This window comes from Nonomuraea recticatena (assembly GCF_039533245.1).
Taxonomy (GTDB): domain Bacteria; phylum Actinomycetota; class Actinomycetes; order Streptosporangiales; family Streptosporangiaceae; genus Nonomuraea; species Nonomuraea roseola.
The window spans coordinates 282,654-297,187 of record NZ_BAAATE010000007.1 but is presented as its reverse complement, the minus strand read 5'-3'; the positions used below and the strand labels follow the sequence as shown (position 1 = coordinate 297,187).

General features: G+C 69.4%; 14 protein-coding genes. 9 read left to right on the top strand and 5 right to left on the bottom strand.

Annotated elements, in window-relative coordinates:
• Positions 1 to 185: 185 nt before the first annotated feature.
• Positions 186 to 893 (bottom strand): transcriptional repressor LexA, encoded by a 708-nt coding sequence (gene lexA / locus ABFX50_RS17145; RefSeq protein ID WP_346147507.1) that lies wholly within the window; start codon positions 891 to 893, stop codon positions 186 to 188.
• 511 nt (positions 894 to 1,404) lie between these two features.
• Positions 1,405 to 2,028, bottom strand: coding sequence for a hypothetical protein (locus tag ABFX50_RS17140; protein ID WP_346147505.1), 624 nt, complete (start codon positions 2,026 to 2,028; stop codon positions 1,405 to 1,407).
• A 928-nt stretch (positions 2,029 to 2,956) separates the two neighbouring features.
• Between ABFX50_RS17140 and ABFX50_RS17135 the strand changes: the two genes are divergently transcribed.
• Together ABFX50_RS17135 and ABFX50_RS17130 are read left to right on the top strand one after the other, a co-directional pair.
• Positions 2,957 to 3,250 (top strand): hypothetical protein, encoded by a 294-nt coding sequence (locus ABFX50_RS17135; RefSeq protein ID WP_346147503.1) that lies wholly within the window; start codon positions 2,957 to 2,959, stop codon positions 3,248 to 3,250.
• Positions 3,247 to 3,552 carry a LysM peptidoglycan-binding domain-containing protein gene (locus tag ABFX50_RS17130; protein ID WP_346147501.1) on the top strand — a complete coding sequence of 102 codons (306 nt, stop codon included), beginning with the start codon at positions 3,247 to 3,249 and terminating at the stop codon, positions 3,550 to 3,552. Before ABFX50_RS17135 ends, ABFX50_RS17130 begins: the two co-directional genes overlap by 4 nt.
• 97 nt (positions 3,553 to 3,649) lie before the next feature.
• Here the strand turns inward: ABFX50_RS17130 and ABFX50_RS17125 are convergent, their stop codons facing one another.
• Positions 3,650 to 3,826 (bottom strand): hypothetical protein, encoded by a 177-nt coding sequence (locus tag ABFX50_RS17125; RefSeq protein ID WP_346147500.1) that lies wholly within the window; start codon positions 3,824 to 3,826, stop codon positions 3,650 to 3,652.
• A gap of 933 nt (positions 3,827 to 4,759) precedes the next feature.
• Here ABFX50_RS17125 and nrdR point away from each other — a divergent pair.
• The 5 genes from nrdR (at position 4,760) to ABFX50_RS17100 (ending at position 11,349) form a co-directional block, all read left to right on the top strand.
• The gene (gene nrdR / locus ABFX50_RS17120) at positions 4,760 to 5,215 is read left to right on the top strand and encodes a transcriptional regulator NrdR (protein ID WP_183647109.1); all 456 of its coding nucleotides are present in this window, start codon (positions 4,760 to 4,762) and stop codon (positions 5,213 to 5,215) included.
• Positions 5,212 to 8,019 (top strand): vitamin B12-dependent ribonucleotide reductase, encoded by a 2,808-nt coding sequence (locus tag ABFX50_RS17115; protein WP_346147498.1) that lies wholly within the window; start codon positions 5,212 to 5,214, stop codon positions 8,017 to 8,019. The genes nrdR and ABFX50_RS17115 overlap by 4 nt, the downstream gene beginning before the upstream one ends.
• 309 nt (positions 8,020 to 8,328) lie before the next feature.
• On the top strand, positions 8,329 to 9,285 hold the full coding sequence (locus tag ABFX50_RS17110) for an ABC transporter ATP-binding protein (protein ID WP_346147496.1): 957 nt from the start codon (positions 8,329 to 8,331) through the stop codon (positions 9,283 to 9,285).
• Entirely contained in the window at positions 9,282 to 10,130 is an 849-nt protein-coding gene (locus tag ABFX50_RS17105) for an ABC transporter permease (RefSeq protein ID WP_346147494.1), read from the top strand. The genes ABFX50_RS17110 and ABFX50_RS17105 overlap by 4 nt, the downstream gene beginning before the upstream one ends.
• 28 nt (positions 10,131 to 10,158) lie before the next feature.
• Positions 10,159 to 11,349: a DUF418 domain-containing protein gene (locus ABFX50_RS17100; RefSeq protein WP_346147493.1), complete on the top strand. Its 1,191-nt coding sequence runs from the start codon at positions 10,159 to 10,161 to the stop codon at positions 11,347 to 11,349.
• Here the strand turns inward: ABFX50_RS17100 and ABFX50_RS17095 are convergent.
• Positions 11,298 to 12,227, bottom strand: a complete 930-nt coding sequence (locus ABFX50_RS17095) for an erythromycin esterase family protein (protein WP_346147491.1) — start codon at positions 12,225 to 12,227, stop codon at positions 11,298 to 11,300. The genes ABFX50_RS17100 and ABFX50_RS17095 overlap by 52 nt on opposite strands.
• Positions 12,228 to 12,277: 50 nt before the next feature.
• Between ABFX50_RS17095 and soxR the strand changes: the two genes are divergently transcribed.
• Positions 12,278 to 12,718, top strand: coding sequence for a redox-sensitive transcriptional activator SoxR (gene soxR / locus ABFX50_RS17090; RefSeq protein WP_346147489.1), 441 nt, complete (start codon positions 12,278 to 12,280; stop codon positions 12,716 to 12,718).
• 54 nt (positions 12,719 to 12,772) lie between these two features.
• Here soxR and ABFX50_RS17085 read toward each other — a convergent pair whose 3' ends face one another.
• Positions 12,773 to 13,219 carry a hypothetical protein gene (locus ABFX50_RS17085; protein ID WP_346147487.1) on the bottom strand — a complete coding sequence of 149 codons (447 nt, stop codon included), beginning with the start codon at positions 13,217 to 13,219 and terminating at the stop codon, positions 12,773 to 12,775.
• A gap of 106 nt (positions 13,220 to 13,325) precedes the next feature.
• On the opposite strand from ABFX50_RS17085, the gene ABFX50_RS17080 reads away from it, so the two are divergent.
• Complete coding sequence (locus ABFX50_RS17080; protein WP_346147485.1) at positions 13,326 to 14,534, top strand: amidohydrolase; 1,209 nt, start codon at positions 13,326 to 13,328, stop codon at positions 14,532 to 14,534.

Sequence of the window (14,534 nt, the reverse complement as noted above, 5' to 3'; positions counted from 1 at the left end):
CCCGGCGATCGGACTGTAGAAAGTTCACGACCTCTCGCGGTCGAGGAACCGTGTGGCACCCGCGCCTCACGGCCTTCTCGAAGGGCTGAAGGTCGCGGGCTTGGAGAGCTGTGCGGCATGCACCACGGGCCGCTCGATCGGCCGTCTCCCAGTAGAGGCCGATCGAGCGGTGGAGAGCCCCGCGGCTAGAGGCGGCGGAGAACCGCGACGACCTTGCCCAGGACGCTGGCCTCGTCGCCGGGGATCGGGTCGTAGTTGGAGTTGTGCGGGACCAGCCAGACATGGCCGTCCTTGCGCTTGAACGTCTTCACCGTCGCCTCGCCATCGATCATGGCCGCCACGATGTCGCCGCTCTCGGCAACCGGCTGCTGCCGTACGACCACCCAGTCCCCGTCGGCGATGGCCGCCTCGATCATCGAGTCACCGGTGACCTGGAGGAGGAAGAGGGTGCCCTCGCCGACCAGCTGCTTGGGTAGCGCGAAGACGTCCTCGACGCTCTCCTCGGCCAAGATCGGACCACCGGCGGCGATGCGCCCGACCAGCGGAACATACGCCGCGGTCGGCCTGTTCACCGGGGCTTCGTCGACGCCGCCGTCGGGGTCGACCCACAGCACCGGCTCGCCGGGCAGCCTGACCTCAAGAGCGCGGGGCCGGTGTGGATCACGCCTCAGATAGCCCTTGCGCTGCAACGCCGTCAGCTGGTGCGAGACGCTGGACGTGCTCGTCAGCTGCACAGCCTCGCCGATCTCGCGCATGGACGGCGGGTAGCCCCGCTGCTGCACCGAGTCGCGGATCACCTCAAGGATCTTGCGTTGCCTGGGCGTCAGGCCCAGGGAGTCGCGACGGCGAACCGCAAGGTCGCTGACGCCGTTGTCGTCACTCCGCTCGCTCATGCTCTCCTCCTCGCCCGGCGGCCCGCTTCATCGGCGCGCCTTCCGGTCCGTGGTCTTCATGTCGCACACAGCGACCGTACCGCCGATTGAGATCAACTTCAAACAATTGTTCGAGTCTTCCTCGAAATCGTCGGCGACGTGGTGTACAACATCGTACGGGAGTTCGATCGACACCGTGTTCGATTCGCTGATCTTTATTCGACCTTTTCCGTGGGTCGACGGTGGCGGGAGGTCATCAGTGCGGGCGACCACAAGCACAGATTCAACCAGCCAAGACAGCCAACTCACCCTGATCGCCGACATCACGAGAGAGGAGCGCCGGCGCGCCCCCGAGGGCGCGCGCCGCCTCCGTCTGGTGCCGCCACCCCGCTCATTCGCCGGTACGGCCTGCGACCCCCCAATGGAGCACGACCGTCAGGCGGGTTCCAGAGGCCGAGGTCGCGCCGACCCCGCCCCCGCTGCCGCTGAGACACCCAGTGCGCCTGGTGGCGTGGGTCCGGAGCCGGATGGGCTAAGGAGCGCAGAAGCCGCAGAACGGTACGGCGAAGGCTCCAGGTCGAGGCAGAGCGCGCCGTCGCAAGGGGGTGGCCATCGGGTGCGGGGCGAAACCGGGGCGTACGGGAAAGCCCGCCGGGCATGGCAGGAGGCCGACCCGGACGGTGAAGGCTGCAGAGAGAGTGCCACGGCGGAGCGTGTTGACGGGGGTCGCGGGGCGAGGGGCGCGGCGGTACGGGATGGCGGGGGTCGTGCAGGACGGGGTGGGGCGGATCGGGATGGCGGGGGTCGCGGGGCGAGGGATGCGACGGTGCGTGACGGCGGCGGTCGTGCAGGGGGTGGGCGCAACCGCGTTGACGGAGGCCGTGCAGGACGGGGTGAGGTGGAACGTGTTGACGGGGGTCGCGGGGCGAGGAGTGCCACGGTGCGTGACGGCGGCGGTCGTGCAGGACGGGGTGAGTGGAAGCTCGATAACGAAGATCGTGCAGGACGAGGCGCGGCGGTAGGGGATGGCGGCGGTCGCGCAGGCCAGGGCCGGCGGGAGCGCGTTGACGGAGGCCATGAAGGACGGGGTGAGGGGGAGCGGGATGGCGGGGGTCACGGAGCGCGGGGTGCGGGGGAGCGGGGTGGCGGAGGCCATTGGGAGAGGGGGGATATGGCGTCGGACGGGGGAGGCCGCGGGGCAAGAGAGGAGACGGGGCGGGATGGCGAAGGTGGCAAAGCGAGGGGCAGGGTCGGGGCTGACCGCGGAGGCCGAGGGGCGCGGGAAGCGGGAAGGCCGTATGGGACAGATCGCAGCACGGTGGCCGGGTCGTACGGCAGAGAACGCAGCACGGTGGGGGAGGCCGGGCCGTACGGGGGAGGTCGCAGCACGGTGAGGGAGGCCGGGCCGTACGAGAAGCGTCGTAGCACGGTGGACGAGGTCGAGTCGGAGCGGCGGGGGCGCCGTGCGGGGGCTCGGCGGGGTGGCGGGGGGCGAGGTGAGGAGCGTCCTGTGACGGGGGCAGGCCGGTCGGGGGACAGGCGGTTGCGGGTACTGCAAGGCGGCGCGAGCCAGGAGCCGGTGCGGCCGCGACGCGAACCCGGCACGGGAGGCAGAACGGAACGGCTGGGGGCGGTGACGAGTGGGCCCAGGGGAATCGCTGAGGTGCGGGACGGCGGATCGACGCGCCCGCCGGGCGACGCGGAGGTCAGAGGAGACCGGTGGATCCGTTCCCGGTCTCGCGGTGACGCAGGCACAGGTCGGCCCAGCCGCCGGCCGGTCGGCGATGAGGTGAAGTCGGGCTGGTGGGCGCGTCTGCGAGCCGGCGCGGGAGCCGTTCGGCAAGCCCGCCCGCCCGCCAATGCTGAGGGGAAGGTTTTTTCGCGTGTGGGTGACGATTCGCGAGCTGTCCGATCCACCGGCCTGCCGGTCGGTGGTGAGGCGCGGGGTCTCCGGCTGGCCTACTCGGACGTGGGCGCGGAGAAGCGAGGCGGGCGCTCCGAACGCCCGCAGGTGAGAGAGCAGCGGCGCTCGGAGGAAGGGCAGCGGCGCCCGGTGGGGAAGGGGCGCCGGGCGGGACGGGGCCGTGCGGAGGCCCAGGTGCGAGGCGACAGGCAGGGGCGAGGGGAGAGGCAGGGGCGAGGCGGCAGGCAGGGGCGAGTCGACAGGCCGCGCGACGGGGTCGGTCGACCGCAGAGCAGGAATCGCGGTGCTGTGCGCGGGCTGGATGGTCTGCGGGGTCCGCGGCTGGCCGTGCTTCGGGTCCGGCGGGCGCTCGGCAGGCGAAGGGCGGGAGATCGTGCTCGAGGGTGGCCCGACCCGCGCGTACGGCTGGCGGAGGCAGGCCCGCGAGGTGAGGCGGTTCGGCGAGCTCCGATGAGGTTGACCAGGCGGGGTCGGATCGTGCTCGTGGGGCTGTTCGCGGCGTTGACGCTGGGCGGGTTCGTGCTCGGCGCCAAGGCGACCAGCTGGGCGATCGCGCAGGAGTCGAGGGGCATGGGACGCGAAGGGCTGCCGTGGGTGGTCGTGGAGAAGGGCGACACGTTGTGGACCATCGCCGCCGCGGTGTCACCTGGCGACGACACGGCCGCGACGGCGGGGGAGATCATGCGGCTCAACGGCCTGAGCAGCTCACTGATCCGTCCCGGCGGCCGACTGTACCTCCCGGACCGCACGCCCTGACGACGGTGTCTTGGGTCCGTGCGTCTTGACGACGGTGTCTTGGGTCCGGGCGTCTCGACGACCGTGTCTCGAGTCCGTGGGTCTTGACGATGGCGTCTCAGGTCAGTACGCCGACGGAGTCGTACATCTGCTGGGAGTCGCTGACGACGAAGATGTTGGTCAGCCCCTTGCCTGACCGGTCAGGCTCGGCGGGATCGTGGAGCTGACCACGATGCCGCCGGTCTCGCCGCCGGAGGCCCGGTAGAGGCTGGGCGATGGGCTTCCCGGACCGCACAGCCTGACGACGCCGCCTCTCGGGGAGCGGCCTCCTGGATGGTGTGAGAGCCCGCCGCAGCGTTGGCTGAGCCCTCGCCCCGAGTTTCCAACGGGTTGCTCTGCCCTCCGGGGTCGTCGTTCTGTGCTTCGGGCTGCGCTTCCCGCTGGGTTGCGCTTTCCGCTGGGTCGCTCTCCCCTCTGTCGCCCTTCGGGTCGGGTCGCCCTTCGGGTCGGGTCGCCCTTCGGGTCGGGTCGCCCTTCGGGTCGGGTCGCCCTTCCTCTGGATCATTCGGCCCTCTGGGGCGCCCCTCGGGTCGCTCTCTGGGGCGCCAGTTTTGCGTGCTGCTCCGTGTTGCGGGTTGCCGCGTGCTGCCTCATGCTTGCGGGTTTGCCGCGTGCTGCTCCGTGTTCCGGGCTGCCCCGTGTTGCCTCATGCTTTCGGGTTGCCGCGTGTTGCCGGTTTCGTGCTTCGGGTCGATTCGCTCCCTGAAGCGTAGGGCGTGCTCTGGCGGGTCTGACGGCGGGCGCGAGGGGTCGTGGCCGGGGGAATCCAGGAGGGTGACCCGTTGCTCCATCTACGTGAACCCAAGCGGTCACGCCTCCGTACTGGACACTCCGGCATGCCGCCTCACATCACCCCCATCCAAGGGTGATTCGGCCATCGGCGACACCCGTCACGCAACCCCATCCCCGTCCCACCAGTGCGACACGCCGACGTTCCAGGGCTCCAGCGCGGCTGATCAGCGACTTCGGTTGGATGGGCCGGGCCAACTTGCGTTCATGGTCGCGCGCTTCTACGGTTGGACCACAACATCTAGTAGTTACACCGATGTAGTTCACCACAACTTGTGTTTCCGTGACCGCTCCATGGCAGCCCGTGGCGCGGGCGCGAGCGTCTGCCGACGAGCATTTTACGAGTGGTGAGCCCATGTCGCGGCCGAGGAGGCGAAGGGTGCACTGTCCGTTCTGTCGTCACCCGGACACCAGGGTCATCGACAGCCGCTCCACGGACGACGGAGGCGCCATCAGGCGTCGCCGTACCTGCCCTGAATGCGGGCGCAGGTTCACCACGCAGGAGACGGTCCTGCTGATGGTGAGCAAGCGCAGCGGAGTGACCGAGCCGTTCTCGAGGGACAAGGTGGTCGCCGGCGTCCGCAGGGCGTGTCAGGGCAGGCCCGTCACCGAGGACTCGCTCGCGCAACTCGGGCAGCGCGTGGAAGAGGCCATCAGGGCCAGAGGAGCGGCCGAGATCCCCTCCAACGAGGTCGGTCTGGCGATTCTCGGGCCGCTGCGGGACCTGGACGAGGTGGCGTATCTGCGGTTCGCATCGGTATATCGCGGTTTCGAGAGCCTGGCGGACTTCGAAGCCGAGATCAAGCAACTGAAAGCCGAGAAGGGGGAGTCATGACGGAGACGGTCAGCGGTTCAGTGACGCGTGGGGGCAAGCGCAAGGGGTTGAAGATGAAGCGGATCTTCACCAAGCCCGGAGTGCATCCCTATGACGAGATCACGTGGGAGCGCCGTGACGTCGTCATGACCAACTGGCGGGACGGCTCGATCAACTTCGAGCAGCGTGGTGTGGAGTTCCCCGAGTTCTGGTCGGTCAACGCGGCCAACATCGTGACGACGAAGTACTTCCGCGGCGCCGTGGGCACGCCGCAGCGCGAGTGGAGCCTGAAGCAGCTGGTCGACCGCGTGGTCGGGATGTACACCAGGACCGCGGTGGAGAACGGCTACTTCGCCTCCGACGAGGACGTGGAGATCTTCGACCACGAGCTGAAGCACGCGCTGGTCCACCAGATTTTCGCGTTCAACTCGCCGGTGTGGTTCAACGTGGGCACGCAGAGCCCGCAGCAGGTCAGCGCCTGTTTCATCTTGGCCGTGGACGACACCATGGAGTCGATCCTCGACTGGTACAAGGAAGAGGGCGTGATCTTCAAGGGTGGTTCGGGTTCGGGGGTGAACCTCTCCCGCATCCGCTCCTCCAAGGAGCTCCTGTCCAGCGGCGGTACGGCCAGCGGCCCTGTCAGCTTCATGCGCGGCGCCGACGCCTCCGCGGGCACGATCAAGTCGGGCGGCGCGACCCGCAGGGCCGCCAAGATGGTCGTCCTCGACGTCGACCACCCCGACATCGAGGAGTTCATCGAGACGAAGGCGCGCGAGGAGGACAAGGTCCGCGCGCTGCGCGACGCCGGGTTCGACATGGACCTCGGTGGCAAGGACATCGTCAGCGTCCAGTACCAGAACGCCAACAACTCGGTGCGCGTCTCCGACGAGTTCATGCGCGCGGTGGACAAGGGTGAGCAGTTCGGCCTGCGCGCCCGCCTGACCGGCGAGGTCATCGAGCAGGTCGACGCCAAGGACCTCTTCCGCAAGATGGCCAAGGCCGCGTGGGAGTGCGCTGACCCCGGCGTGCAGTACGACGACACGATCAACGACTGGCACACCAGCCCGGAGACCGGCCGCATCACCGCGTCCAACCCGTGCTCGGAGTACCTGCACCTGGACAACTCCTCGTGCAACCTGGCCAGCATCAACCTGATGAAGTTCCTGAGGGACGACAACAGCTTCGACGTGGCGAGCTTCGTCAAGCTCACCGAGCTGATCATCACGGCGATGGACGTGTCGATCACCTTCGCCGACTTCCCGACCGAGAAGATCGGTGAGACCACCCGCGCCTACCGTCAGCTGGGCATCGGCTACGCCAACCTGGGCGCGCTGCTCATGGCGACCGGTCACGCCTACGACTCCGACGGCGGTCGTGCGGTCGCGGGGGCGATCACCTCGCTGATGACGGGCGTGTCCTACCGGCGCAGCGCCGAGCTGGCCGCGGTCGTCGGGCCGTACGAGGGTTATGCCAGGAACGCCGACGCCCACAAGCGCGTCATACGCAAGCACGCGGGCGCCAACGACGGCCTGCGCACCCTCGGCACGATGGACGGCAAGATCCACGCCGAGGCGTCCAAGCAGTGGTCGGAGTGCCTCAAGCTGGGCGAGAAGAACGGCTACCGCAACGCCCAGGCGTCGCTGCTCGCGCCGACCGGCACCATCGGCCTGATGATGGACTGCGACACCACGGGCATCGAGCCCGACCTGGCGCTGGTGAAGTTCAAGAAGCTCGTCGGCGGCGGCTCGATGCAGATCGTCAACCAGACGATCCCGAGGGCGCTCAAGCAGCTCGGCTACCAGCAGGAGTCGATCGAGGCCATCGTCGAGTACATCGGCGAGCACGGCCACGTCGTCGACGCCCCCGGCCTCAAGCGTGAGCACTACGAGGTCTTCGACTGCGCGATGGGCGAGCGGGCGATCGCGCCCATGGGCCACGTGCGCATGATGGCCGCCGCGCAGCCGTTCCTGTCCGGCGCGATCTCCAAGACCGTCAACCTGCCCGAGTCGGCGACGATCGAGGACATCGAGCAGGTCTACATGGAGGGCTGGCGTCTCGGCCTCAAGGCCCTGGCCGTCTACCGCGACAACTGCAAGGTCGGCCAGCCGCTGTCAGCGGGCAACGGCGCCAAGAAGGACGAGACCAAGGCCGCGGCCGAGCCCGAGGTCAAGGTCATCGAGGTCAACCGCCCGACCCGGCGCAGGATGCCGAACTCCAGGCCGAGCGTCACCACCCGCTTCACCGTGGGCGGCGCCAAGGGTTACATGACCGCTTCGTCCTACCCCGACGACGGGCTCGGCGAGGTCTTCCTCAAGATGTCCAAGCAGGGTTCGACGCTGGCGGGCGTCATGGACGCCTTCTCCGTGGCGATGTCCATAGGCCTGCAGTACGGCGTGCCGCTGGAGACCTACGTCAGCAAGTTCGTCAACATGCGCTTCGAGCCCGCCGGGATGACCGACGACCCGGACGTGCGGATGGCGACCTCGGTGATGGACTACATCTTCCGCCGTCTGGCGCTCGACCACCTGCCCTACGACGAGCGGGCCGCGCTCGGCATCTTCTCCGCCGCCGAGCGCACCGCGCAGCAGCGCGGCGAGGACCCCGCGGTCGACAAGGAGGCGCTGGCGCAGTCGGCTCCGATCGAGGCCAAGGCGGTGCAGCCGGCCGCTCCCGAGCCGGTGCGCGAGGTGAAGGAGCTGACGCTGGAGAGCCACCAGCGCTTCACCGCGGACGCTCCGCTGTGCATGACGTGCGGCACCAAGATGCGTCCGGCCGGCAGCTGCTACGTCTGCGAGGGCTGCGGCTCCACCAGCGGCTGCAGCTGAGGTCGCTGACAGGTAGATAGCAGGTCCGTCAGGGGAGTCGACCATGGGTCGGCTCCCCTTTCGGCGTCGTCACCGTTGATTCCGTCGAGGGGGAGCCGGGCCGCTGCCCGACTCCCTCTTCGTTTAAGCAACCTGTGTTGCTAAGGGGCCATTAGTCAACTAAGGTTGCTTGCATGGCCGCTGCCGGCGTCGACCCGGCCGGCCTGATGGCGCGCACCCTGCCGGGCCCTTTCGCGCGAGGGCCGGCGGCGAACAGAGGCGGCTGAAGCCGTCCCCTTTGTTCCAGACCCTCTGCCGAGACGAGGCACGATGAATAACCCTCTATCCAGATCGTTAATACCGACCACCGGCACGGTCGTGCTCGACGTGGACGGCCTGCGCATGCGTTACGGCTCGACCGACGTCCTGCACGACGTGACCTTCCAGGCGCGTCAGGGAGAGGTGCTGACCCTGCTCGGCCCGAACGGCGCGGGCAAGACCACCACGATCGAGATCTTGGAAGGGTTCCGGATGCGGTCGGCGGGACGCGTCCAGGTGCTCGGCACGGATCCCGCGCGCGGCGACGAGGAGTGGCGGGCCAGGCTGGGCGTCGTGCTGCAGTCGTGGCGCGACCACGGCAAATGGCGGATCGGCGAACTCCTCACGCATCTCGGCGCCTACTACGCCTGCTACTCCACCCCTCGCGTCCGCAGGCCGTGGGACACCGACGAACTCATCCAGGCGGTCGGCCTGACCGCGCACGCCGACAAGAAGATCAGAATGCTGTCCGGCGGGCAGCGGCGCAGGCTCGACGTGGCGATCGGCATCGTCGGCCGTCCCGAACTGCTCTTCCTGGATGAGCCCACCGCAGGGCTCGACCCGCAGGCGCGCAGGGAGTTCCACGACCTCGTGCACAACCTGGCCGGCGAGCAGCAGACCACGATCCTGCTCACCACGCACGACCTCGACGAGGCCGAGCACCTGGCCGACCGCATCGTCATCCTCTCCGGAGGGCGCGTCATCGCCGACGGCTCGGCCGAGGAACTCGCGCGGCAGATCGCGGGCCAGGACCAGGTGCGCTGGACCCTCGACGGGCAGCACAGGACGCACTCCACCACCGACTCCACCCGGTTCGTTCACGAGCTCTTCAAGCAGCACGGCGACGCCGTCGGCGAACTCGAGGTTCGCAGGGCCTCACTGGAGGAGACCTACCTGACCCTGGTCAGCCAGGCCGAGTCCGGCCGTGGCGCAGCGGCGGCGCGCGCGTCGAAGGAGGCGGCACGATGAACCCGACCACCACGGCGGTGCGGGCAGGGTGGGCCAGAGGCCTGATCGAACTACGGCAGTCTTTCACCAACGGACATGATCTGTTCAGCCACCTGTTCTGGCCCACCCTGATGCTGGTCGTCATGTACTTCACGCGGGACGTGACGCTCGGGGCCGGCGGGCTCGTGCTCGGGACCCTCATGCTGCCGAGCGTCCTGGGGATGAACGCGGCGATGGGCATGGTCACCATGAGCCAGCTGCTCACCGCCGAACGCGAGGACGGGACACTCCTGCGCGCCAAGGCGACGCCGAACGGCATGCTGGGCTACCTCGTCGGCAAGGTCGTCACGGTCTCCGGCGGCCTGCTCGCCGACCTGACGATCCTGCTGGTTCCAGGGCTGATCATCATCGGCGGCCTGGCCGTCGCCGGCCCTGGTTCGTGGCTGACCCTGGCATGGGTGCTCGTGCTGGGCATGGTGGCGACCCTGCCCATCGGCGCGGTCCTGGGCTCGGTGTTCACCAGCGCCCGCGGTCAGGGCCTGATCCAGCTGCCGATCCTGGGCCTGATCGCGATCTCCGGCATCTTCTATCCGATCACGGCGCTGCCCGAGTGGCTGCAGTGGATCGCCCAGGCGTTCCCGATCTACTGGCTCGGCCTGGGCATGCGTTCGGCCCTGCTGCCGGACGGCGCGGTCGGCGTCGAGATCGGTGAGTCGTGGCGGCACGTGGAGACCGTCGGGGTGCTGGGCGCCTGGGCCGTGCTCGGCCTGGTCCTGGCGCCGATCGTGCTGCGCAGGATGGCGCGCAGGGAGTCGGGATCGAGCGTGGCCGAACGCCGCGAGCAAGCCCTGCGGCGTGTCGGATGACCGCCACAGCCCCCCGGAAGGATCAGGCGTGACCACCGCCCTCTCCGCCGCTGCGCCCACGAGCGTGAGCGCCCGGTCCCTGGCGCCGGACCTGGCTCGCGGCTTCATGCTGCTGGCCATCGCCCTGGCGCACGCGCCCGTGTTCGTCAGCGACCCCGCCCACGGGCCTGCCGCGCTCAACACGGCCGCGCAGTTCGTCAAATCGCTCTTCACCGACAACCAGGCGCGCGCCATGTTCGTGTTCCTGTTCGGCTACGGGCTCGGGCAGCTGGCCCAGCGCCAGCACGCCAGGGGCAGCGACTGGATCTCCCTGAGAACGCTGCTGCGACGCAGGAGTCTCTGGCTGACCGTCATCGGCTTCGCGCACGCCGCGTTCATGCCGATGGACATCATCGGCGTCTACGGGCTGACGCTGCTCGCGCTCACCCCGCTCGTGCGAGCCAGGGACTCCACGCTGTGGTGGACGAGCGCGCTGACGCTCCTGCCCGCGACCCTCCTGATCTCCTGGCAGGGCATGGTGGCGCGGGAGGCCGCCGCCGCCGGCAGGCCGTTCATGCTGGCCGACACCATGGCGGAGACGTTCGGCGCGCACCTGGCCGACGGCATCGCGTCGTGGCCGATCGAGACGCCGATCGCCACCGTCGTCGTGGTGCCCGGCATGCTGCTGGGCATCTGGGCAGCCAGACGCCGGATCCTCGACGAGCCCGAGCGGCACCTGCCGTTGCTGCGCAGGGTCACCGCGCTCTTCCTCGGGGTGTCCGTCCTCGGCAGGCTGCCCGCGGCCCTGCTGGCGACCGGCGCGTGGACGACCACCTCCCACCCCCTCGCCTGGACGGTCACCACCGCGCACACCCTCACCGGATACGCGGGCGGCATCGGCATGGCAGCCGCCGTCGGCCTGGTCGCGGCCAGGATCGGACGCGACCGCGGACGGCTCACCGTCGCCCTCGCGGCGCTGGGACAGCGGTCGATGACCTTCTACCTGTTCCAGTCGGTGGTGTGGGTGGCGCTGTTCTATCCCTTCACCCTGGGCCTGAGGGACCACATGGGCTCCGCCGCCACGTTCGCCGTCGCCGTCGGCGTCTGGACCGTCTCGATCCTGCTGGCGGAGTGGATGCGTCGCGCGGGACACCGCGGCCCCGCTGAGGTCCTGCTACGCAGGCTGTCCTACCGTGAAGGCCGCTCGAACTCCAGGAACCGGGCGGGAGTGACGTCGTGAGAGTGGACGATCACGTCGAACCACGCGGCGGGCGAGCCGTCCGACAACTGGTGGTCGGCGTCGCTCTCGGTGGTGTAGCCGGGGCCGATCACGCGCGTGGCGGACGGCGCGCCGAGCCAGGCCCTGACCGGTTCAGGGGCGTCGGCCCGCAGGTCGAGGAGGTAGGTCTGCGGCATGGCGGCGCTCAGGGCGGACTCGGCGTAGTGGGCGGGAGGGAAGGGGACGGGCTCGGGCAGCGAGCCGTGGTGGAAGGTCAGCCCGAGTGAGAGGTAGCCGGAGCCGTAGCGCTCCCTCAGGTGGGCTCCCGCCGTGCGATGGGGCAGGCCCGCGGCCACGGTGTGCGCGATGCCTCCCCAGTAGACGATCCTGTCCCCGGTGTGCTCGTGCCACCGGATCGTGTGCTCGGCGAGCGAGCGCTCCATGGACTCGAGGCTGTCGAGCCGTACGGCCTGGGGCGTGCCGTCCGGGGTCCCCGCGAACCTGACGGGATCGCCGGGATGGCGCTCGTTGTGGGCGCGCATCCATCGGACCACGTCGAGGATCTCCTCGGTCTGCCAGAAGGAGCGAGCGCCGGCCAGCAGCGCCCGGGGCTCGCCCCTGCCGGTGCGGACGTACTCCGCCAGCCCCACGCGCTCGGGGTCGTCGCCCTCCAGCGCGAGCGAGCGAAAGCCCCGCTCCTCGACGAGGAGCCGCAGCATCCGGTGGGCGAGAGCGGCGGGTTCGCGGGCCTGGCGGGTGGCGGCGCCGAGGGCGACGATCCGGGCCTCGCCCACCATGTCGAGCAACGGACGCAGGTCGGTCAGCGGGGCGAGGGGATCGTGCGTGCCGAGCGGGTGGGCCTGGTTCCTGATCCACTGGGACAGTGAGGCGTTTGTCATGCGCTCAGGCTCGTACTTAAACCAAGGTTGAAGTCAACTAGGGTGAGAAGGTGATAGCCAAGGAACTCACCATCGGAGAGCTCTCCGAGCGCAGTGGCGTGCCCTCTTCCGCGCTGCGCTTCTACGAGCGCCAGGGCCTCATCACCAGCCGCCGCACCGCCGGCAACCAGCGCCGCTACCACCGCACCACGCTGCGCAGGGTGGCCTTCATCCGCGCCTCTCAGAGCGTGGGCATGCCTCTGTCGGTGATCGGCGGGGTGCTGGGCTTCCTCCCCGAGGACACCCCGCCGACGCGGGAGTTCTGGCTGCGGGCGTCCGCGTGCTGGAGCGAGGAGATCAACGCGCGCATCGAGAAGATGGAGCGGATGCGCGACAGGTTCACCGAGTGCATCGGCTGCGGCTGCCTGTCCTTCGAGCAGTGCGCGCTGGTCAATCCCGGCGACGCGCTCGCCGAGCACGGCCCGGGGCCGCGCCGTCTCATCGAGCCGTGATCCGCGCGCCCTGTCCATCCGGCACGCCGTCGGGCCGGGTGGACGGGGCTACGGTCAGCCGCAGTTGGTGAAGCGGCCGTTCCCGCCCCGAGCGAACTGCGCCTTGGTCGGGCGGTTGGCGATAGCGCCGGAGAACCGCACGCACATGCCCTTGCCCTGGAGCTTCACCGGGCCGGCGTAGAACTTGTAGCGGTTGGAGTCCTCAGCCTTCTCGGTGTACGGCGGGGTGTTGTTGGCGAAGGGGCGCGCCACCTCGAGCACCACCGAGGTGCGGGTGCTGACGCCCGTGTGCTTCGACTTGATGGTGACCGCGCAGTTGAGCCCGTTCCTGCGGTTGTACAGGAGGTAGACCGTGCCCCACGAGCCGACGGGAGCCCTGTTGACGACGGCGAACCCCTTCCCGCAGATGCCCTCGGGGGTGTAGCCCGCGGCGTTCGCGGCCGCGGGAGCCACCAGGATCCCGCCCAGGGCCAGCGTCGCCGCCAGAACCGACTTGATCACGCTCAGCTTCCTTTCGTCAGATCAAAGGGATCATCATGCCGGACATCTCCTGACAGCGGAGGAGATACGCGGAAAAAGGGGTGGTCAATTCCGCTAGGTTTTCTCCATGAACATCGCGATTACCAGCGGATACGTCGTGCCCGTCGACGGCGATCCCATTGACGGCGGCACTGTGCTCATCCAGGACGGCAAGATCGTGGCCGTCGGGCGGGACGTCGAGATCCCCGACGGGGTCCAGGTCGTCGATGCGCAGGGCCGCTGGGTGCTGCCCGGATTCGTCGAGGCCCACGGCCACCTCGGCGTCCACGAGGAGGCCGACGGCTGGGCCGGCCAGGACACCAACGAGATGACCGACCCCAACGGTGCCAGGTTGCGCGCCCTGGACGCGATCAACCCGGGTGACCTCGGCTTCGCCGACGCGCTGTCGGGCGGCGTCACGACGGCGGTCATCAAGCCGGGCTCGGGCAACCCGATCGGCGGCCAGACGGTGGCGGTGAAGTGCTGGGGCAGGACCGTTGAGGAGATGCTGGTCCGCGAGCCCGTCAGCGTGAAGAGCGCGCTGGGGGAGAACCCCAAGCGTGTGTACGGTGACCAGAAGAAACTGCCGTCCACCAGGCAGGGTGTGGCCGCGGTGATCCGTGACGCCTTCCGCAAGGCCCAGGACTACCAGGCCAGGCGCGACCATGCCGCCGGCGAGGGCAAGCCGTTCGACCGTGACGGCACGCTGGAGATCCTCGGCAGGGTCCTGGACGGCGAGCTGCCCTGGTGCCAGCACACGCACAGGGCCGACGACATCGCCACGGCGCTGCGCCTGGCCGACGAGTTCGGCTACCGGTTGATCATCAACCACGGCACCGAGGGACATCTGATCGCCGACGTGCTGGCCGAGCGGCAGATCCCGGTGATCATCGGCCCGCTGTTCACCAGCAGGTCGAAGGTGGAGCTGCGCAACCGCTCGCTGCGCAACCCCGGCATCCTGGCCAGGGCGGGCGTGGAGCTGGCGATCACCACCGACCATCCCGTGGTGCCGATCCACTTCCTGGTGTACCAGGCGACGCTGGCGGTGAAGGAGGGCCTCGACCGCGACACCGCGCTGCGCTCGATCACCGTCAACCCCGCGAAGATCATGGGCCTGGACGACAGGGTCGGCTCACTCAGGCCTGGCCTGGACGGCGACGTCGTGATCTGGTCCGGTGACCCGCTGGACATCATGAGCAGGGCGCTGCGCGTGTTCGTCGACGGGCGCGAGGTCTACGTGTTCTCCGACGAGCGCGGCGAGGGCGTCGTCGCCGACCCGTACTACCGCGAGTCCTGA